Origin of the sequence: Amycolatopsis sp. (assembly GCF_035546795.1) — a bacterium.
Taxonomy (GTDB): Bacteria; Actinomycetota; Actinomycetes; order Mycobacteriales; family Pseudonocardiaceae; genus Amycolatopsis_E.
Map to the genome: position 1 here is coordinate 296,075 of NZ_DASZWC010000068.1, position 20,008 is coordinate 316,082.

The 20,008-nt window shown below is 68.5% G+C and carries 16 protein-coding genes and 1 tRNA gene; 12 read left to right on the top strand and 5 right to left on the bottom strand.

What is annotated here, in order from left to right:
- Positions 1-429: 429 nt before the first annotated feature.
- Positions 430-511 (bottom strand) — tRNA-Tyr (locus VHD82_RS34535).
- A gap of 124 nt (positions 512-635) precedes the next feature.
- On the opposite strand from VHD82_RS34535, the gene VHD82_RS34540 reads away from it, so the two are divergent.
- Complete coding sequence (locus tag VHD82_RS34540) at positions 636-1,127, top strand: YajQ family cyclic di-GMP-binding protein (protein ID WP_325713379.1); 492 nt, start codon at positions 636-638, stop codon at positions 1,125-1,127.
- An 87-nt stretch (positions 1,128-1,214) separates the two neighbouring features.
- Entirely contained in the window at positions 1,215-2,345 is a 1,131-nt protein-coding gene (locus tag VHD82_RS34545; RefSeq protein ID WP_325713382.1) for a sialidase family protein, read from the top strand.
- On the opposite strand, the gene VHD82_RS34550 is transcribed toward VHD82_RS34545, so the two are convergent.
- Genes VHD82_RS34550 through VHD82_RS34560 form a run of 3 tightly spaced genes read right to left on the bottom strand, consistent with a single transcriptional unit; the run spans position 2,318 to position 4,457 of the window.
- Positions 2,318-2,968: a DsbA family oxidoreductase gene (locus VHD82_RS34550; protein WP_325713384.1), complete on the bottom strand. Its 651-nt coding sequence runs from the start codon at positions 2,966-2,968 to the stop codon at positions 2,318-2,320. The genes VHD82_RS34545 and VHD82_RS34550 overlap by 28 nt on opposite strands.
- 18 nt (positions 2,969-2,986) lie before the next feature.
- The gene (locus tag VHD82_RS34555) at positions 2,987-3,586 is read right to left on the bottom strand and encodes a TetR/AcrR family transcriptional regulator (protein WP_325713387.1); all 600 of its coding nucleotides are present in this window, start codon (positions 3,584-3,586) and stop codon (positions 2,987-2,989) included.
- Positions 3,587-3,590: 4 nt separating this feature from the next.
- Positions 3,591-4,457 (bottom strand): alpha/beta hydrolase, encoded by an 867-nt coding sequence (locus VHD82_RS34560; protein WP_325713389.1) that lies wholly within the window; start codon positions 4,455-4,457, stop codon positions 3,591-3,593.
- A gap of 87 nt (positions 4,458-4,544) precedes the next feature.
- On the opposite strand from VHD82_RS34560, the gene rfbA reads away from it, so the two are divergent.
- Entirely contained in the window at positions 4,545-5,420 is an 876-nt protein-coding gene (gene rfbA, locus VHD82_RS34565) for a glucose-1-phosphate thymidylyltransferase RfbA (protein ID WP_325713391.1), read from the top strand.
- Between the two features lie 126 nt (positions 5,421-5,546).
- Here the strand turns inward: rfbA and htpX are convergent, their stop codons facing one another.
- A complete protein-coding gene (htpX, locus tag VHD82_RS34575) occupies positions 5,547-6,410 on the bottom strand; it encodes a zinc metalloprotease HtpX (protein WP_325713393.1) in 864 nt (287 codons plus the stop codon).
- A 175-nt stretch (positions 6,411-6,585) separates the two neighbouring features.
- On the opposite strand from htpX, the gene VHD82_RS34580 reads away from it, so the two are divergent.
- From VHD82_RS34580 to VHD82_RS34620, 9 genes are all read left to right on the top strand, one after another.
- Complete coding sequence (locus VHD82_RS34580) at positions 6,586-7,515, top strand: YncE family protein (protein ID WP_325713395.1); 930 nt, start codon at positions 6,586-6,588, stop codon at positions 7,513-7,515.
- A 64-nt stretch (positions 7,516-7,579) separates the two neighbouring features.
- On the top strand, positions 7,580-8,452 hold the full coding sequence (locus tag VHD82_RS34585) for an LLM class F420-dependent oxidoreductase (RefSeq protein WP_325713397.1): 873 nt from the start codon (positions 7,580-7,582) through the stop codon (positions 8,450-8,452).
- 90 nt (positions 8,453-8,542) lie between these two features.
- Positions 8,543-9,859, top strand: a complete 1,317-nt coding sequence (locus VHD82_RS34590) for a nucleotide sugar dehydrogenase (RefSeq protein WP_325713399.1) — start codon at positions 8,543-8,545, stop codon at positions 9,857-9,859.
- Complete coding sequence (locus VHD82_RS34595) at positions 9,849-11,030, top strand: glycosyltransferase family 4 protein (protein ID WP_325713401.1); 1,182 nt, start codon at positions 9,849-9,851, stop codon at positions 11,028-11,030. Before VHD82_RS34590 ends, VHD82_RS34595 begins: the two co-directional genes overlap by 11 nt.
- Before the next feature lie 160 nt (positions 11,031-11,190).
- Positions 11,191-12,522, top strand: coding sequence for an exopolysaccharide biosynthesis protein (locus VHD82_RS34600; RefSeq protein ID WP_325713403.1), 1,332 nt, complete (start codon positions 11,191-11,193; stop codon positions 12,520-12,522).
- Positions 12,519-14,036, top strand: a complete 1,518-nt coding sequence (locus VHD82_RS34605) for a Wzz/FepE/Etk N-terminal domain-containing protein (RefSeq protein WP_325713405.1) — start codon at positions 12,519-12,521, stop codon at positions 14,034-14,036. Before VHD82_RS34600 ends, VHD82_RS34605 begins: the two co-directional genes overlap by 4 nt.
- 4 nt (positions 14,037-14,040) lie before the next feature.
- The gene (gene asnB / locus VHD82_RS34610; RefSeq protein WP_325713407.1) at positions 14,041-15,933 is read left to right on the top strand and encodes an asparagine synthase (glutamine-hydrolyzing); all 1,893 of its coding nucleotides are present in this window, start codon (positions 14,041-14,043) and stop codon (positions 15,931-15,933) included.
- On the top strand, positions 15,930-18,098 hold the full coding sequence (locus tag VHD82_RS34615) for a bi-domain-containing oxidoreductase (RefSeq protein WP_325713409.1): 2,169 nt from the start codon (positions 15,930-15,932) through the stop codon (positions 18,096-18,098). The genes asnB and VHD82_RS34615 overlap by 4 nt, the downstream gene beginning before the upstream one ends.
- Entirely contained in the window at positions 18,098-20,005 is a 1,908-nt protein-coding gene (locus VHD82_RS34620; protein ID WP_325713485.1) for an alginate lyase family protein, read from the top strand. Before VHD82_RS34615 ends, VHD82_RS34620 begins: the two co-directional genes overlap by 1 nt.
- Positions 20,006-20,008: the final 3 nt, after the last annotated feature.

Sequence of the window (20,008 nt, forward strand, 5' to 3'; positions counted from 1 at the left end):
GGCAGACCGCGGCTGAGCACGGCTGGGCGCATCCGCGCAAAGGCTGGCCGTCCGCGGTACGCGATGCTGGCGAAGTCGGCGCGAAGGGCACGTTCACACCCCTGCCGACACTTCCTCCGGGCATCCGATCAAATGGTGCCCGGAGGAAGCTCGACACGGCGTTCCCGCTGCAGAATCCCCGGGTCATGGGAAGCGCTGGACGCGAGGTGGTTCGGCGGGCTCGACAGTCGCCGTTGGTCTCGTCGTATCTCGTGTTTTGTCTGAAGTCTCCCGGACTCTTCTTCGCCGTGGCCCGCGCGATTGGTGAAACTCTGGGGCGTATATGGGGCGGAGTGCCGGTCCAGCACAGTCCACGCCGGACTCAGCTGGACAAGACAAGAACACCCCCGCGCCCTGTCTGCGCAGGTCGCGGAGGTGTTTTGGCTGGTGTGGCGGGTAGAGGATTCGAACCTCTGAAGGCAGTGCCGTCTGATTTACAGTCAGATCCCTTTGGCCGCTCGGGCAACCCGCCGTGGCTGGGCGAACCAGCCGTGAAGAGAGTACCCAACGCCCCACCGGCGGGGGCAACCGGGTTAGCGCAACGCTATAGGGTGTGTGACCTGTTCGAGTAAACCGCGACCAAGAGGTGGGGACACGTGGCCGATCCGTCTTTCGACGTGGTGAGCAAGGTCGATCGCCAGGAAGTGGACAACGCGCTGAACCAGGCGGCGAAGGAGTTGTCGACGCGGTTCGACTTCCGGGGCGTCAACGCGAAGGTCGAGTGGGCCGGCGAAGAGGCCATCGCGATCGAAGCGGAGACCGAGGAGCGGGCGCTGGCGGCGGTCGAGGTGTTCAAGGAGAAGCTGATCAAGCGCAGCATCTCGTTGAAGGCGTTCGAGGCCGGTGAGCCCGCGGTGTCCGGCAAGATCTACAAGATCAACGGCAAGATCCTCCAGGGCATCGCCTCCGACAAGGCCAAGCAGATCGCGAAGTACATCCGCGACGAGGGGCCCAAGGGCGTCCAGGCGCAGATCCAGGGCGACCAGCTGCGCATTTCGGGCAAGAAGAAGGATCACCTGCAGGACGTGATCGCGCTGCTGAAGAACAAGGACTTCGACATCGCGTTGCAGTTCACGAACTATCGCTGACCATCGGACCCCCCACCGGCAGAACCGGTGAGATCGACTACACCGTGGTGTAATGCGAACACTCATCGTGAACGAAGGGTGTGGTCGATGCGCCGGGGTTTCGTGCTGCTGCTGGCAATGTTGCTGCCCACAGGGCTCATCACGCCCGCCGAGGCCGCGACGGGGCAGCGGCTCGCGGTCGGCTCCTACCCCCGCCTCGTCCGGCTCGAAAACGGCGCCTACAAGGGCCGGATCATCGCCGCCGTCAGCAGTTGGGACGCGGGCGGGCCGTTCGTGCCGATCTACGAGAGCCTCAACGAGGGCTCGACGTTCCGCAAGGTCGGCGAGATCCGCGACCCCGAGGACGCCCAGGGCGAATGCTGCGGCACGCTCTACGAACTCCCCCGACGCCTCGGCGACCTGCGCGCGGGCACGCTGCTCTGGGCGGCGAGCTACGGCCAGGGTGCCGGCGCCGACCGCCGGATGGCGATCAAGATCTGGGCCAGCCGCGACGCCGGCCGCCACTGGACGTTCCTGTCCGAGGCCGCCCGCTCCCACAACCACGACGGCATCTGGGAGCCAGAGCTGATCATGGACGCGGGCGGGACGCTCTGGCTGCACTTCGGCGACGAGACCGAGGCGCCCCGCTTCGCCCAGGTGCTCAACCGCGTCGGCTCGACCGACGGGGTCAACTGGGGCACCAAACAAGCCACACTGGAGATCCCCCCGGACCGCGTCCGCCCCGGCATGCCGATCGTCCGCAGGCTCCCGGACGGGCGCTACTACTTCGGCTACGAGATCTGCAACTACGGCGACCGGTACTGCGACCCGTACTTCAAGATCTCGCCCGACGGCGCGAACTACGGCGCGCCCGGCGACCCAGGGACCCGCGTGACCACGGCGAGTGGGGCGTACTTCCAGCACGCCCAGACGGTCAGTCTCTTCCCCGGCGGCCCGAACGGGACACGGCTGCTGATGGTCGGCCAGATTTACACCACGCGCCAAGGGACGCCACTGCCGAACAACGGGCAGGTGCTGCTGGCCAACGACAACCTCGGCACCGGCAACTGGTACGAGGTGCCCGCGCCGGTGCACGTGCCGAGCGCCTACAACAACTTCTGCCCCAACTACAGCTCCACCCTGCTCCCGGTGGACAACGGGAGGAACGTGCTGGAGATCGCCGCGGACTATGACAACGGTGTGTGCACGACCTACTTCGGCAAGGGCCCGGCGTCCTGAAAAGCCTGGCTCAGCGCCGCGGTGAAAGTCTCCACGGACTGCGCCCCGGAAACGCCGAAACGGTTGTCCAGCACGAAAAACGGCACCCCGTTCGCGCCGAGCGCACGGGCTTCCTCGATGTCCGCGCGCACGTCGGCGGCATAGGCATCAGAGCGCAGCACGTCGCGGGCCTCGGCGCCGTCGAGGCCCGCCTCCACAGCCAGGTCGACCAGCGACTCCTCGTCGAACACCGACCGCCGCTCGGTGAAGCAAGCGCGGAAGAACCGGTCAGTCACCTCGGCCTGTAGACCGCGCGCCTTGGCCAGGTGCAGCAGCCGGTGTGCGTCGAAGGTGTTGCCCAGGTCCGTGCCTTCGAGGTTGTATTCCAGACCGTCCTCGGCCGCGAGGCGCTCGAGGCGGCTCTCCATCGAGCGCACCTCGGCCTCGCCGGTGCCGAACTTCCGCGCCAGCTCCGCGACCTTCGGCACCGCCTTACCACGCGGCATCCGCGGGTCCAGTTCGAACGAGCGGTACACGACCTCCACCTCGCCGCGCCGCTCGAACCCGGCCAGTGCGAGCTCGAACCGCCGCTTGCCGAGATAGCACCACGGGCAGACCACATCCGACCAGACGTCAACGCGCATTAACGCAAGAACCCCGGCTCAGGCCGGGCTATTCCGCAGCAGGCTCGCGAACCAGCCGCCGAGCACCTGCTGCACCTCGGCCCCGACCCGCTCCGGGTCCTCGGCGTCGGCGATCATCCTGGCCGCCTCCATCACCGCGCTCAGCGACAACTGTGCCAGCGTGCGTACCGGCTGGGGTTCGATCACCCCGTCCTCCACGGCCTTCTCCAGCATCCCGACCAGCAGGCCGAGCCCGTATTCCGCCTCGATCTCGCGCCAGACGGCCCAGCCAAGCACCGCGGGCGCGTCGGTGAGGGAGATCTGCCGGACCTCGTCCCGCATGCACGCGGTCAGGAACACCTGGGTCGCGTTCAACATGCCGCTCATCAGGTCCGGCGACTCCCCGAACGCCTGCTGCACCTCGACGGTGAGCTCGCGTTCGATCTCCTCCACCACCGCGCGGAACAACCCCTGCTTGTCGGAGTAGTGGTGGTAGAGCGCACCTCTGGTGACGCCGGCCGCGCGGACGATCTCGTCCGCCGGAACCGCCTGGTACCCGCGCTCGGCGAAGAGCTCGCGGGCGGCCGTCATCAGTGCGGCCTTCGTGCTGCTGGAACGGTCCTGCTGGGTGCGTGGCACGCCCCTAATCTGCCATGACGCCCGCGAACTCGACGACGTGCCGGGCCACCACCTCCGGCCGGTCCTCGGTGATGAAGGTGTAGCAGTCCGGCACCTCGACGAGCTTCGCGTTCGGCAGCAGCTCCGCGAGCCGCCGGGCGAACCTGATCGGGAACAGCTTTTCCTCGCTCCCCCACAGCAACAGCACCGGCTTGTCGAAGTCACGCAGCTTCTCGGCGGCGGCCAGCGTGTGGCGCGGATGCACCTCGCGCAGCAGTTTGCGCAGGTCACGGCGGACTCCGGCGGACCTGCCGGGCGGCCACAGGTACGACTCGACGATCTCCGGGGGCACCGGGCGTTTCGTGACCCAGCCGAACAGGATCGGCAGCCGGTGCAGCGCCCGGATCCGCATGACCGCGGCCAGCAGCAGCATGGAGCCCGGGATGCGCGCCAGCTTCGGCAGCGGCCGGAAGATCGGCGGGAAGAAGTATTCGAAGCTGTCCGACGGCAGCAGCACGACGCCACCGACGCGCTCGGGACGGCGGGACAACATGATCTGCGTGACGGCGCCGCCCGTGTCGTTGCCGACGAGGAGCACGTTCTGCAGGTCGAGCGCGTCGAGGAAGTCGGCGAGCAGGTCCGCCTGGCCGACCGGGCTGAGATCGGCGTCCGGGCGCATCGGCAGCTCGTGCGAGCCCATCGGCAGGTCAGGGGTAATGCAGCGGAAGCCCGCGGCCGCGATCTCGCCGACGACGTTCCGCCAGAGGTCGGGGTTCGTGAGCACACCGTGGACGAAGACGATCGGACGCCCGGCGCCCTGCTCGAAGTAACGGAGTTGGCCCTGGGGCACTGCCACCTGTCGCGGCTGCCCCAGCAGTTCGCTTGTGGTCATGCCAAGAGGTTACATACAGACTGTATGTATGTAAATGCCGCCGCTAGGGTGTGCACGGATGGATGACGCGACGAGGGGAGCCCGGGGATGAAGGGCATCGTGCTGGCCGGCGGGAGCGGCACCCGGCTGCACCCGATCACGCAGGCGGTGTCCAAGCAGCTGCTGCCGGTCTACGACAAGCCGATGATCTACTACCCGATCTCGGTGCTGATGCTGGCCGGGATCCGCGAGATCCTCGTCATCACCACACCTTCGGACCTGCCGAACTTCCAGCGGCTGCTCGGCGGCGGCGAACAGTTCGGCCTGGCGATCAGCTACGCCGAGCAGCCCAGCCCCAACGGGCTCGCCGAGGCGTTCCTGATCGGCGCGGACTTCATCGGTGACGACGACGTGGCGCTCGTGCTCGGCGACAACATCTTCTACGGCCAGGGTTTCTCCGACCGGATGCAGCGGGAAGTGTCCTCTTTGGACGGATGTGTGCTGTTCGGTTACCCGGTGAAGGACGCGCAGCGTTACGGCGTCGGCGAGACCGACGCCGCGGGCAGGCTGGTGTCGATCGAGGAAAAGCCCGCCACGCCCAAGTCCAACAAGGCGATCACCGGGCTGTACTTCTACGACCGCGACGTGGTGGAGATCGCCCGCTCGCTGACGCCGTCCACGCGCGGCGAGCTGGAGATCACCGACGTCAACCTCACCTACCTGCGCCAGGGCCGGGCGAAGCTCGTCGACCTCGGCCGCGGCTTCGCCTGGCTGGACACCGGCACGCACGACTCACTGCTGGAGGCCGGGCAGTTCGTGCAGGTGCTGGAGCACCGGACCGGCGTGCGGATCGCCTGCCTGGAGGAGGTCGCGCTGCGGATGGGTTTCATCACCCCGGACGAATGCCTGGCGCTGGGGCAGAAGATCTCGAAATCCGGCTACGGGGACTACGTTGTCGCGGTGGCGAAGGCGGCCGGGGCCTAGAAACCCCGCCGCGCCATCTCCTCCAACCGCACCACCCGATCCACGATCGGCAGATGCGTCGAAAACACCCTCAAGAAGCTCTCGCCCGGGCGACATCGGACACAGCGCGATCATCACCCCAACCCCTCAAAAACCCCGCCGCGCCATCTCCTCCAACCGCGCGACCCGATCCGCGATCGGCGGATGCGTCGAAAACATCCTCGAGAAGCTCTCGCCCGGGCGAAATGGGTTCGCGATCATCAGGTGCGACTGGGAGACCAGCTGCGGCTCCGGCACCAGCGGGGCCCGCCGGGTGCCGTCCTCCAGTTTCCGCAGCGCCGAGGCCAGGGCCAGCGGGTCGCCGGTCAGCGCGGCGCCGGACGCGTCGGCCTGGTACTCACGCGAACGGCTGACCGCCATTCGGATCATGGCGGCCGCGATCGGGCCGACCAGGATCAGCAGCAGCGAGACCAGCGGGTTGCCCTCCTCGCGGTCACCGCCGCCGAACACGCCCGCGAACATCGCCAGGTTGGCCAGCACGCTGATCACGCTCGCGAGCGCCCCGGCGACGCACGAGATCAGGATGTCGCGGTTGTACACATGGGACAGTTCGTGCCCGAGCACCGCCCGCAGTTCGCGTTCGGTGAGCAGCTCCAGGATGCCGGTGGTGCAGCACACCGCCGCGTGCCGCGGGTTGCGGCCGGTGGCGAACGCGTTCGGCGCCGCCGTCGGGCTCACGTACAGCGACGGCATCGGCTGCCGCGCGGACGTGGCCAGCTCTCGCACGATCCGGTACATCGCGGGCTGCTCGGCCTCCGACACCGGCCGCGCCCGCATCGCGCGCAGGGCCAGCTTGTCGGCGTTGAAGTAGGCATAGGCGTTGACGCCCAGCGCGAGCGCGAGCCCGATGAACAGGGCCGTACGCCCGAAGATCGAGCTGATCCCGATGATGATGGCACTCAGCAGGCCGAGCAGCAGCGCGGTCTTCAGCCCGTTCTGATGCTTGTGCACAGCTCTCGCGCCTCCCTTTCCGTACCTACTGAACAAACGCGCAGTCAGGACGTGAAAGTTCCACCACCGATTGTGCGGCACCGCCCGTTTCGACGCGTCATCACGTCCGCATCGGAGTTAGGGTTTCACAAATTGGTTCGCGTTCGGGTGGGGAACCGGCGGAAGGGGGTGCGGAGTGCTCGCGCGTCGTTCACTGTTCGCCCTGGTGGCGGGGCTCGGGGCGCTCACGGTGGCGCCCGCGGCGGCCGCGCCGAAGGCACGCACGATGGCAACCGGGCGGGGCCCGGGCGCGGTGGCCGTGAATTCCGTCACCGGCGTCGGATACGTCGCGAACAGCGACGGTTCGGTCACGATCCTGGGCCGGAAAACGGTGCAGACGGGCGGCACACCCGACGATCTGGTGATCGACGAAAGCAGCGGCCGGGTGTATGTCGCGAGCCGGCGGTCCGGCACGGTCACGGTGCTCGACGCCGACGGCGCGCTGCAGAGCGTAGTGCCGGCCGGCCCCGGCGCGGCGGTGCTCGACGTGGACCCGGACGAGAACCGGTTGTACGCCGGCAGCGGCAGCACCGGCATGGTCGGCGTGCTCGACACGATCGGCAATGTGCTGGACGACCTGCTTTCCGGGCCTGGCCAGGGGTTCGGCGGGCTGCGGATCGATACCGCCGGGCAGCTCGCATACCTGGCCGACACCGGTGGCAACAGCGTCGAGGTGCTCGATCTGACCGAAGGCAAGTTCGTGGCGAGCATTCCGGTCGGCCAGGCGCCGACAGGTTTGGCGTTGCACGCGCAGAGCAACACCCTTTACGTGGCCAACTCGGGAATTCATCACCTGTCGGTAGTCGACTGCGCCACCAGGACCCAGCGGACGACGATCCTGTTGCGCAGCGAGGCTTCGGCTGTCGCCGTGCGCCAGTCCGACCACGCCGTGTACGCCAACGGCGGGCCGGACGGAATCGTGCGGATCGACGGTACGAGTGGGAAAATAGCCGGTGAACTTTCGCTCGGGATCAACCCCGGCGGGGTCGCGGTCGATCAGCGCGGCGGCACCGTTTACGTCGCCGATCCGGTGCACGATCAGGTTCACGTGATCGACGGATTCTGATGCTGGAGCCACTCCGGGTATAGGTTCGGAAAAAAACGCACACGAGCAGACGCAGAGGGTATCCATGCAACTCGGACTGCAGATCCCCGACTTCACCTGGCCCAACGGCCCGGCGAAGCTGGGCAAGGAACTCGCCGAGGTCGCGCACGCGGCCGACGAGGCGGGGTTCGAATACCTCGCGGTGATGGACCATTTCTTCCAGATTCCCAATGTGGGCCCGGTCGAGAACGACATGCTGGAGGCCTACACCACGCTCGGCTACCTCGCCGCGCACACCGAGCGCGCCAAGCTGCTGACCGTGATCACCGGCGTGATCTACCGCCAGCCGGGCGTGCTCGCCAAGGCGATCACCACGCTCGACGTGCTTTCCGGCGGCCGCGCGATACTCGGCATCGGCGCGGGCTGGAACGAGCAGGAGTCGCGCGGGCTCGGTTTTCCCTTCCCCAGCACCAAAGAACGGTTCGAAATGCTCGAGGAGGCGCTGCGCTACGTGCGGCAGATGTTCTCCGACGACGACGGCCCGTTCGAAGGTGACTACATCGTCGCCGAGCGGTTGATGAACGTGCCGCGCGCGCTGACGAAACCGCATCCGCCGATCATGGTCGGCGGTTCCGGCGAGAAGAAGACGCTGCGTTTCGTGGCGAAATACGGCGACGCCTGCAATATTTTCAACGGCCCGGAACTGGAGCACAAACTCGACGTGCTGCGCGGGCACTGCGAGGCCGAAGGCCGCGATTACAACGAGATAAACAAGACCGTCTACCACATTCTCGACATCGGCAAGAACGGTGAGAAGGCCGACGAGCTCAAGGCGGAGCTGCGCAGGCTGGCGGGGCTCGGGGTGGACGCCGCGATCGGCGCGGTGCCGGGGATCCCGGACCAGAAACTGATCGACATCTTCGCGAACGACATCATTCCGGAGGCAGCGAATTACTGATCTGAGCCATTTGTAGGTACCTCTCAACTTGTAACGCGGCTCCCGCCGTGTCCGACCCACCTGTCAGTCGGATGCGGCGGGAGTTCTTTCATGAAGATCAGTATCTTCGGGCTCGGTTACGTGGGTTGCGTGTCCGCCGCCTGCCTCGCCGGAAACGGGCATGAGGTCATCGGTGTCGACGTCAATCCCATCAAGGTCGGCCTGGTGCGGGCGGGCAAGGCGCCGGTCGTCGAGGAGCGGATCGGCGAGCTGACCGAGGAGGTCGTGCGCAGCGGGGCGCTGCGCGCCACCGACGACGTGGCGGAGGCGATCGCGCACAGCGAGATCTCGCTGATCTGCGTCGGCACGCCTTCGGAACCCAATGGCAGCCTGTCCACCACCTACCTGGAACGGGTGACCGAGGAGATCGGCGCGGCGCTGGCCGGCGCGGACCACCGGCACACCGTCGTTTTCCGCAGCACCATGCTGCCCGGCACCTGCCTGGAACTGCTGGTGCCGATTCTGGAGAAAGCCTCGGGCAAGACCGCCGGCGTGGACTTCGGGGTCGCGGTGAACCCCGAGTTCCTCCGCGAAGGCACCAGCGTGCGGGACTTCTACGCGCCGCCGAAAACGGTCATCGGCCAGATCGACGAGGCCAGCGGAGACCGGGTCGCGGCGCTGTACGAGGGCCTGCCCGGTGACGTGTTCCGGGTGCCGATCCCGGTCGCCGAGATGGCCAAGTACGCCGACAACGCCTTCCACGGCTTGAAAATCGGCTTCGCCAACGAACTCGGCGCGATCTGCCGGGCGCTCGGGCTGGACTCGCACAAGGTGATGGACGTGTTCCTCGCCGACCGCAAACTCAACATCAGCCCGGCCTACCTGCGCCCCGGCTTCGCTTTCGGCGGTTCCTGCCTGCCGAAGGACCTGCGCGGGCTGGTGCACGCCGCGCACCGCGCCGACGTGACCGTGCCGATCCTGGCGCACGTGCTGCCCAGCAACGAGGAGCACCTGCGCCGCGCCTTCGATCTGGTGGCGCGCACCGGTAAGCGCAAGGTCGGGCTGTTCGGGCTGTCGTTCAAGCCCGGCACCGACGACCTGCGCGAGAGCCCGCTGGTGGAACTCGCGGAACGCTTGCTGGGCAAGGGATACGACCTCAAGATCTACGACGCGAACGTGAGCCTCTCGCGGCTGATAGGCGCGAACCGCGAGTACATCGAGGGCAGGCTGCCGCACCTGGGGCAGCTGCTCGCCGGTTCGGTGCGGGAGGTGCTCGACCACGCCGACGTGTGCCTGGTGGGCTGCACCGATCCCACGGTGCTCGCGGAGCTGCCGCACGGTGGCGAACACGTGCTGATCGACCTCGTCCGCCTTCCCGACGCCGAGGCGCGCCGGACCGAACAGGGATACGTTGGCCTTGCCTGGTAAAAGAGCGCTCATCCTGGTCGAGAACCTGTCCGTGCCGTTCGACCGGCGGGTCTGGCAGGAGTGCACCACGCTGCGGGACGCGGGCTGGGAGGTGCACGTCATCTGTCCACAAGGGACGAAGCGGGACACCGAATCCGAGGTCGTGCAGGACGAGGTGCACATCCACCGCTACCCGCTGCGCGCCGCCACCGGCGGGCCGGCGGGCTACCTGCAGGAGTACGGCTCGGCGGTGTGGCACACCTACCGGCTCGCGCGCCGGCTCGGGCGCTTCGACGTCGTGCACGCGTGCAACCCGCCGGACCTGCTGTTCCTCGTCGCGCGGATGCTGAAACGACGTGGCGCGAAGTTCGTCTTCGACCAGCATGACCTGGTGCCGGAGCTGTACCTTTCCCGGTTCGACCGCGGCAAGGACGTGCTCTACCGGGCGGTGTGCGCGGCGGAGCGGGCCACCTACCGGGCCGCCGACGTGGTGATCTCCACCAACGAGAGCTACCGCGACGTCGCGCTGACGCGGGGCGGGAAGCGGCCGGAGGACGTTTTCGTGGTGCGCAGTGCGCCCGCGGTGGAACGCTTCCGCCAGGTGCCGCCGGAGCCGGAACTCAAGCGGGACAAGGAACATCTGCTCTGCTACCTCGGCGTGATGGGCCCGCAGGATGGCGTGGACTACGCCCTGCGCGCGCTCGCGGCGTTGCGCGACGAACAAGGCCGCACGGACTGGCACGCGGTCTTCGTCGGTTCGGGTGATACGTACGACGAAATGGTCGAGCTTTCCCGGAAACTGGAACTGGACAAGCTGGTCGAATTCACCGGCCGTATTCCGGACGAGGATCTGGTGCGCTACCTCTCGAGCGCCGACGTGTGCCTGTCGCCGGATCCGCTGAATCCGCTCAACGACGTCTCGACCATGAACAAGATCATGGAATACATGGCGATGGCGAAACCGATCGTCTCGTTCGAGCTGCGCGAAGCGCGGGTCTCCGCGGGCGCGGCCGCCGTTTACGCGCCGGCCAACGACGTTTCGGAGTTCGCGAAGCTGATCGCCGAGCTGCTGGACGATCCCGTGCGGCGCAAGAAAATGGGCGAGCTGGGTCAGTCAAGAGTCGAAGGTCCTCTTGCCTGGCGCAATTCCGCGGCCGCGCTGGTTGCCGCCTACACCACCGCACTGGGATGAACGTTCGGACTTTTCTTCCCATCGCCCGGCATTGGTCAATCGATAACGGTCGCGTTTTGAACAAGACGAGCGCGGTGTTGTAACCAACGCGGCAACCGACGCGACGGGTTAGTGAAAGCCCATCCGCCTGATGCGGCATTTTTGAGGGGAGCATCCAGCGGTGAGTGACGAAACGGTTCGGCTGTCGACGATCGGACGGGTCCTGCGCAGACGCTGGCGGCTACTGGTCGCGCTCGCCGTGCTCGGCGCGCTCGTGGGCGCCGGCGCGTCGCTGCTGTTCTCCCCCGGTTTCCAGACCACTTCCAGCGTGCTGCTGCAGGGCCCGCGCCAGGCCGACGAGCTGCTCACCGAGGCGCAGGTCTCGACCAGCTCGGTGGTGCTGGACCGGGCGGCGAGCCAGCTGTCCTGGCAGACCACCGGCGCGGACATCAAGGGCGACGTGACCTCCTCCGTCGCGAACGGCAACGTCGTCACCATCACCGCGTCCGCCGATACCGCGCAGCACGCCCAGCAGCTCGCGGACAAGGTCGCGGCCGAGTTCGTCCGCTACTCCAGCCAGCTGATCAGCAGCACCACCGACGCGGCCGCGCAGGTGCAGCAGGAACAGCGCGAAGCGTTACGGCAGCAGGTCACGCTGACCAACCAGCGGCTCGCGGACATGGTCAAGAACAGCAACGGCGGGCTGACCGTGGACAGCGTGCAGGCCCGCACCGAGATCGAGGGCCTGCGCACGTCGCTGGAGCAGGCGATGAACAACCTGAACCAGGCGGACGCGGCGACCAGCCAGGCGAACATGGTGGTGATGGGCTCGGCCGAGCTGCCGGCCAGCGCGGCGGCGCCGACGATGACTCAGTTCATCGGCGGTGGCGCACTGCTGTTCTTCCTGGTCGGGGTGTTCGGCCACCTGTTCCGGTCGCGCGCGGACAAGCGGCTGCGGGACGAGACCGAGATCGGCGCCGCGCTCGGTTCGCAGGTGGTGGCCAGCGTGGACATCCCCGATGCGCCCCCGGTGGCGGGCCACGGTCTGCGAAACCGGCTGCGCCGCCTGCTGCAGGCGGACCGGCCGTGGGATCTGCCGGAGCTGGCCGTGTCGGCGGACGAGCTGAACCGGGAATCCCGTTATCGCCGGGCGCTGACCCGCGTCGGTGCCACCGGCCGCCGGATCCTCGTGCTGGTGCCCGACGACGACGCGCCCGCGCATCGCGCGGCCACGCAGCTCAGCGCCGCCGCGGAGGGCCGCACTTCCTTGCGCGTCAACGATGTCTCCCCGGTGCGGCCGACGGTCGCGGAGGATTCCAGCCTGACCGGCGTGCTGGTGGTGCTCACCGTGGGCAGCCGGACCGCGTGGGAGCTGGTCGCCATCGCCGAGGCCTGCGCGGACGCGGGCCATGACGTGCTCGGCGTCCTGCTGACCCAGCCCGTGCGCAGCGAAAACCCGACCCCTCAGCCCAAGGTCGACTCCGACCGCGACGCGATGGCAGGTTCAGCGTGACGACCCATACCGCTACGCCGCTGGTGGATCTGCAGCGACTTGTCGTGGCCATCCGGCGCAGGCGCCGGCTCTGGCTCGCCGCCGGACTGCTCGGCCTGATCGCGGGCGCCGCGCTGGCCGTGGTGATCCCCGCGCCGCCGACAGCAGTCGCCAAGCTGCTGGTGATCCACCAGGACGACTCCCCGACCGACAGCGGCACGCTGATGCGCACCGACGTGGCCGTGCTGCAGACGACGAAGATCGCCGACGCAGCGCTGAAGTCGATCAACAGCACGGACAAGCCCGAGGACTTCCTGAAGAACTACAGCGGGCTCGGGCTGACCAACAACGTCCTGCAGATCACCGTCAAGGGCACCAGCGATGCCGACGCGATCGCCCGCACGAAGGCGCTCGGGGACGCGTTCATCGCCGATCACGTGGCCCGCAACCAGGCGGCGGCGCAGGCGGAATCGCAGGCGCTGATCAACCAGCGGGACCAGGCGCAGGCCGAGCTGAACCAGGTGGACTCCGATATCGCGACCGAAACCGCACGTGGCAGCAAGGCGAACGCCACCACACTGGAGACCCTGTACGGCAGGCGCGCGGACCTGAGTTCGAAGGTCTCCGACCTTTCGGCACAGGCGCAGCAGGCCGGCATCGGCGCTCCGCAGATCGCGGCCGGCACACAGATCGTGGACGCGCCGCGGATCACGCCGCACTCGTTCCTCAAGACGGTGGCCACCGACGGCGGGATCGGGCTGGTGCTCGGGCTGGCGATCGGGCTCGCCGTGGCGGCGGTGACCAGCCTGGTGCGGGACCGGCCGGTGCTGCGCCGCGAGGTGGCCGCGAGCCTGGGCGCCTCGGTGATCGCTCAGCTGCCGTCGAAGCGGCGCGGGCTCGGCAGGCTCCTGCGCTCGCGCCTGCCCGGACAACAGAAACGTGTCGCCGCCACGCTGGCACGGGCGATCGGTACGGACGAGAAACCGGTATCACTGCTGGATCTCGGGGCGCCGAAGGTGACGGCGGGGCTGGCCGTGGACATCGCCGAAGGACTGTCCTACGGCGGCCCGGTCGTGGTCGTCGACGACCTGCCCAAGCAGCAGCTGGGAAAGCTCGCCGAGAACGCCGGGAAGCCGATTCAGATCATCGACTCCGGCAACGCCAACGTGCCGCTCCCGCAGGGGCAGCGGCGGCTCGGCGTCGGCTCGGTCGCTCCCGGCGCGGCCTGGACGGACCTGGCCTTCCTCGGCACCGAGACGGTGCTGGTGGTGCGCGCCGGGTACGCCAGCACGTCGTGGCTGCACACCGTGGCCCGGCAGCTGGCCGACTGCCAGATCCTGGTCATCGGCGTGGTGCTGGTCGACCCGGATCCGAAGGACCGCACCGACGGGACCCTGTGGGACGGGCTGCATCTGGCGCTCCGCGGCCGCGCATCCCGCGCGGAGGCCGTCGCGAAGCCGAACGGGAAGAACGCCCCGCTGGAGGACGAGTTCCCGACGAAGCGGTTCGCCCCGGTCGGATCGCGAGAGGACTGAGCACATGTGCGGAATAGCGGGCGCCTTCCGCTGGCCGGACGGCGGGCCACTGACCGACCGGCTGACCAAGACGCTGGCCCACCGCGGGCCGGACGGCGAGGGCCGGTACGACCACGGGAACGTCCATTTAGGACACCGAAGGCTGTCCATCATCGACCTGTCCGAGACCGGCGCGCAGCCGATGGTCATCGACGGGCTGGCGATCGTCTACAACGGCGAGCTGTACAACATGCCGGAGCTGCGGGCCGAGCTGCAGTCCGCCGGGGTGCGCTTCCGCGGCACGTCGGACACCGAGGTGGTGCTGGAGGCGTGGCGGCGCTGGGGCACCGACTGCCTGCCGCGGCTGCGCGGGATGTTCGCCTTCGCCGTGTACGACGAGCGCACAGGTGACCTCGTGCTGGTGCGGGACCAGCTGGGCATCAAGCCGCTCTTCTTCGTGCAGCGCGGCGAGGGCCTCGTCTTCGCGTCCGAGCTCAAGGCGCTGGCGAACGAGCTCGGCGGTTCGCTGCACGTCGACGAGGCCGCGATGATCGCTTCGCTGCTCTACTACTGGGTTCCCGATCAGCGGTGCGCGTTCCGCGAAGCCGAGAAGCTCGCGCCGGGCACGTGGCTGCGCTGCCGCCGCAACGGGCAGGTCGAACGCGGCCGCTTCTGGTCGCTGAAGGACGTCGCGGAGCAGGCGCAGCACGAGCCGATGCCCGATCTGCACGCCGTGATCGAGGATTCCACCCGCAAGCACCTGCTCTCCGACGTGCCGGTGGCGACGTTCCTCTCCGGCGGGCTCGATTCCAGTTACCTCACCGCGCTGGCGGCGAAGCACCATCCCGGGATTTCCGCTTACACCATCGGTTTCCGCGCCGAGGACGCGAAGTTCGAGGCGATGCCGGACGATCTGCGCTACGCCCGGCAGGTGGCCGCGCAGTTCGGCGTGGACCTGCACGAGATCGAGATCGCGCCGCAGGTGCTGGACCTGCTGCCGCGGATGACCTACCACCTGGACGAGCCGATCGGCGATCCGGCGGCGATCAACACGTTCCTGATCTGCACGGCGGCGCGCGACGCCGGGGTGAAGGTGATGCTGTCCGGGATGGGCGCGGACGAGCTGTTCGCCGGTTACCGCAAGCATCTGGCGAACCTGCTCGCGCTGCGCTACCAGAAGGTGCCCGGCGCCGTCCGCCGTCCGGTCGAGTCCATTGTGGACCGGGTGCCGGTGGCGACGGCCAAGCGCGGCTACCGTTCGGTGCGGTTCGCGAAGCGGTTCCTGTCCTTCGCCGAGCTGCCCGAGGAGACGGCTTTCCGGCGCAGCTACACGATGTACGACCGCGCCGAGCTGGCCGGGCTGCTCAACCCCGACCTCGCTCCGCTGGTCGACGACGTGCTCACCGAACACGCCGACACGTACAACGACAACCGGCTGACCGACTTCGTCAACCGGATGTGCCTCGCCGACGCGCGGCTGTTCCTGCCGGGGCTCAACCTCGCCTACACCGACCGCTCCAGCATGGCGGCCTCCACCGAGGTGCGCACGCCGTTCGTGGACGTGGAGGTCGTGAAGGCCGCGTTCGCGATCCCGGGCAACCGGAAGATCGTGAAACGGCAAGGCAAAGCGGCGCTCAAGGAAGCGGCGTCCGGAACACTCCCGCGCGAGATCGTGTACCGGCCCAAGGGCCTGTTCAGCGCCCCGCTACGGGCGTGGATGAGCCGCGACCTGGCGCCGCTGATGCGCGAAGTGGTGCACGACGGGGTGCTGGTGAAGTCCGGCTTCCTGCGGCAGGAGGCGTTGCAGCGCCTCGTCGACGAGGACGCCTCCGGTCAGCAGGACCGGTCCAAGCACCTCTGGCACGTGTTGACCCTCGAGTACTGGTACCGGAGCGCAACTTCCCAAGGAGCGTCGTGAAGCAGGTAGTGCAGAACTACAAGAGCGGGGAACTGGCGCTGCTCGACGTCCCGGCTCCGGCGTGCAAGCCGGGCGGGGTGCTCGTGCGGACGGCGTTCTCGCTGATCTCGACCGGCACCGAGCTGATGAAGGTGTCCGAGGCCGGGATGTCCATGGTCGGCAAGGCGCGTTCGCGGCCGGACCAGGTCGCGAAGGTCATGCAGAGCGTGGCCACGAACGGGCTCACGGCCACCTACCGCAAGGTGATCAACAAGCTGGATTCCTATACGCCGCTGGGTTATTCGCTGTGCGGCGTGGTCGAGGAGGTCGGCGCGGGGATCGAGGACGTGGCGGTCGGCGATCTCGTCGCGTGCGCGGGCAACGAGCACGCGCTGCACTCGGAACTGAACTGGGTGCCGAAGAACCTGTACGCGCGGGTGCCCGCCGGGCTCGCCCCGCGGCACGCGGCGTTCGGCACCGTCGGTTCGATCGCGATGCAGGGTGTCCGGCGCGGGGAACCGCAGCTGGGCGAGGTCGCGCTGGTGATCGGGCTGGGCCTGATCGGGCAGCTCGTGGTGCAACTGCTGACCGCGTCCGGCGCGCGCGTGATCGGCGTGGATCCGGATCCGGGCCGGTGCGAGCTCGCCGAGACGCTGGGCGCGCTGACCTGCGGCGCACCCGGATCCGACGTGGTGGACAACGCCGTCGCGGAACTGACCGGCGGGCACGGCGTGGACCAGGTGTACCTGGCGGCCGGCGGCAGCACGAACGAGCCGGTGGAGCTGGCGGCAAGACTGGCCCGCGACCGCGGCCGGATCGTCGACATCGGCAAATGCCGGCTCGACCTGCCGTGGAACGCTTACTACGAAAAGGAACTCGACGTCCGGTTCTCCCGGTCGTACGGGCCGGGCCGGTACGACCCGTCGTACGAGCTGGAAGGGCGCGACTACCCGATCGGCTACGTGCGGTGGACCGAACGGCGCAACCTCGAATGCTTCCTCGACCTCGCCGCGCGCGGCCGGATCAACGTGGAGCCGTTGATCTCGCACGTCGCGGACTTCTCGGCGGCGGTCGAGACGTACACGCAGCTCAACGAAGGCGCGCTCAAAGCCGTGGCCGTACTTTTCCGGTACGCGGCCGAAAAAGCCGCGCCCACCGAGCCGGTGCTGGTCTCGGCTCCAGTGCCCGCGCCCGCGCGAACCGCTCATCCGATGGGCCGGGTGCGGGTCGGGTTCATCGGCGCCGGGAACTACGCGTCGTCGATGCTGCTGCCGCACCTGAGCGAGCGGGACGACGTCGAACTGCGCAAGGTCGCCACCACGTCGGCGTTGTCCGGCGCCAACGCCAAACGCAAGTTCGGCTTCGCCGAGGCCTCCACCGATGTCGACGAACTGCTCGCGGACGACCAGCTCGACGCGGTTTTCGTGGTCACCCGGCACAGTTCGCACGCCGAGCTGACCCGGCGCGCACTGCTGGCCGGCAAGGCCGTGTTCGTGGAAAAGCCGCTCGCCTTGAGCGAGGAAGAGGTGGGCAAGATCCTCGCCGCGGTCGCGGAATCCGGCAACGACCGGCTGCAGGTGGGCTTCAACCGCCGCTTCGCGCCGCTGCTCAACGAGACGAAACAGCAGTTCGGCAGGCGGATCGGCCCGGCGTCGGTGCGGTACCTGGTCAACGCGGGCAAGCTGGACCAGGGCAGCTGGTACAACCAGGCCGGCTCCGAGGGCACGCGCTTCGCCGGTGAGGGCGGGCATTTCATCGACACGGTCAGCTGGCTGCTCGACGCGGACCCCACGTCGGTCTACGCCTGCGCCACCCCGAACCAGGCCGACCTGCAGGTGGTGCTGCGCTACCCGGACGGTTCGACCGCGACGATCAGCTACGCCACCAGCGGCTCGACCGGGTTCCAGAAGGAAACCCTGGACGCCCTGGCCGACGGCAAAGTGCTCAAGTTCGACGATTTCCTGCGCACGTCCGTGTTCTCGCGCAAGAAGTGGTCCAGCCCGCGGCTGCCGAAGGGCCGCGACAAGGGCCAGGCGGCCGAAGTCGGGGCGTTCATCGAGGCCGTCTGTTCCGGCGGGCCGATGCCGATCCCGCTCGAGTCGCTGGTCTCCACCACCCTGGCCACCCTCGCGGCAGGCACCAGCCTGTCCACCGGTGCGCCGGTGCGAATCGAGGTGCCCTCATGATGAGTCCTGCGTGGTATCTGCGGCGGCTCCGGCGGATGAGCCCGAAGGAGGTCAGCGGCCGCTTCGGTGACGCGGCCCGTAAACGCCGCTGGAGACGTCTTACCGAAGCGCCGAGCGAAGCGGCCTGGCTCGCGCAACGCCGCTTCGCGACGGTTTTCGACGCCGCGACGCTGGCCGCCGTGCCACAGGTCGCCACGGCGAGCGTCGTCGCGGCGGCCGACAAGCTGTTGAACGGGAAGGCCGAGTATTTCGGCGTCATCCGGGATGACCTGGTGAATCCGGACTGGTCGTTCGACCCGAAAACCGGCCGCCACGCGCCAACGGACACGTATTCCTTCGACATCGCCTACCGCAGCGAGGACACCGTCGGCGACATCAAACAGATCTGGGAGCCCTCGCGGCACCAGCACCTCACCGTGCTCGCCGCCGCATACGCGCTGACCCGCGAAGACCGCTACGCGGAACGGATCGCCGACCACCTCAAGTCGTGGTGGGCCGCCAACCCGCCGATGCGCGGGGTGCACTGGGTGAGCGGGATCGAGCTGGGCATCCGGCTGCTGTCGTGGGTGTGGGTGCGGCGGCTGCTGGACGGCTGGGCCGGCGCGCCCGGACTGTTCGAGGACAATCCCGAGGCACTGCACCAGATCTGGCACCACCAGCGCTGGCTCGCCGCGTTCCCCAGCCGGGGTTCCTCGGCGAACAACCACGTGATCGCCGAGAGCGCCGGGCAGCTGGCCGCGGCGTGCGCGTTCCCCTGGTTCCCCGAATCGCGGCTGTGGCGCACGCAAGCCCTGCGCTCACTGGACGAACACTTGCAGCGCAACACTTTCGACTCTGGGCTCAACCAGGAACTGGCCAGTGAATACCACGGTCTGGTACTGGAGCTGGGCTTGGCGGCAGCGCTGGAGGCGGAGGCCGCGGGCACCGCGGTGCCGGAGTCGACCTGGCTGGTGCTGCTCCGGATGACCGACGCGCTGGCGTCCATTGTGGACAACAAGCTGCGCCCGCCGCGGCAGGGGGACGGCGACGACGGGCACGGGCTCATCCTGGACGGCGCGGACGCCGACCGCTGGGCCTCGCTGCTGGCCACCGGCGCCAAGCTGTTCGGACCGCTGGAATGGTGGCCGGCGGTCCCGGCGAAGGACGTCCGCGCGCCGTTGCTCGCGGCGCTGTCACACGGCCCGTTGCCGAGCGCGAAACGCCCCGAGAAGCGGCCGAACCACTTCGCCGACGCCGGTTTGACGATCCTGCGCGACGGCGAAATCTGGTGCCGCTGCGACGGTGGCCCGCACGGGTTCCTGTCCATCGCGGCGCACGCACATGCCGACGCGCTCGCGGTGGAGGTGCGGCACAACGGGGTGGACATCCTCGCCGACCCCGGCACGTTCTGCTATCACGGCGAGCCGGAATGGCGCTCGTACTTCCGCTCCACCTTGGGGCACAACACGATCCAGCTCGACGACAAGGACCAATCGAGCACCGGCGGTCCGTTCATGTGGACTCGGCACGCGCGCAGCCGCGTGCTGACCCAAGGGCCGGAGAGCTGGTCGGCCGAGCACGACGGGTACGCGCCCGCCATCCACCGCCGCTGGGTGCAGCTGGCCGACAAGGAGCTGCAGATCTCCGACGAGATCATCTCGAACCGGCGGCACCGCGGCAGGCTCGCGTTCCACTTCGGTCCCGCGGTGGAGGTCGACCTCGACGGCACCGCGGCGAAGCTCACCTGGCACGGCGGTTCGGCCGTCGTGGAACTCCCGTCGGAGCTGACCTGGACGCTGCACCGCGGCGAGACCGAACCGCCGCTGGGCTGGTACTCCCCCGGCTTCGGCCGCAAGGAGCCGGCCGCCACGCTCGTCGGCACCGGGTTCGCCGGGGTGCTCACCACGATCTTGCGTTTCCACAGCTAGGAG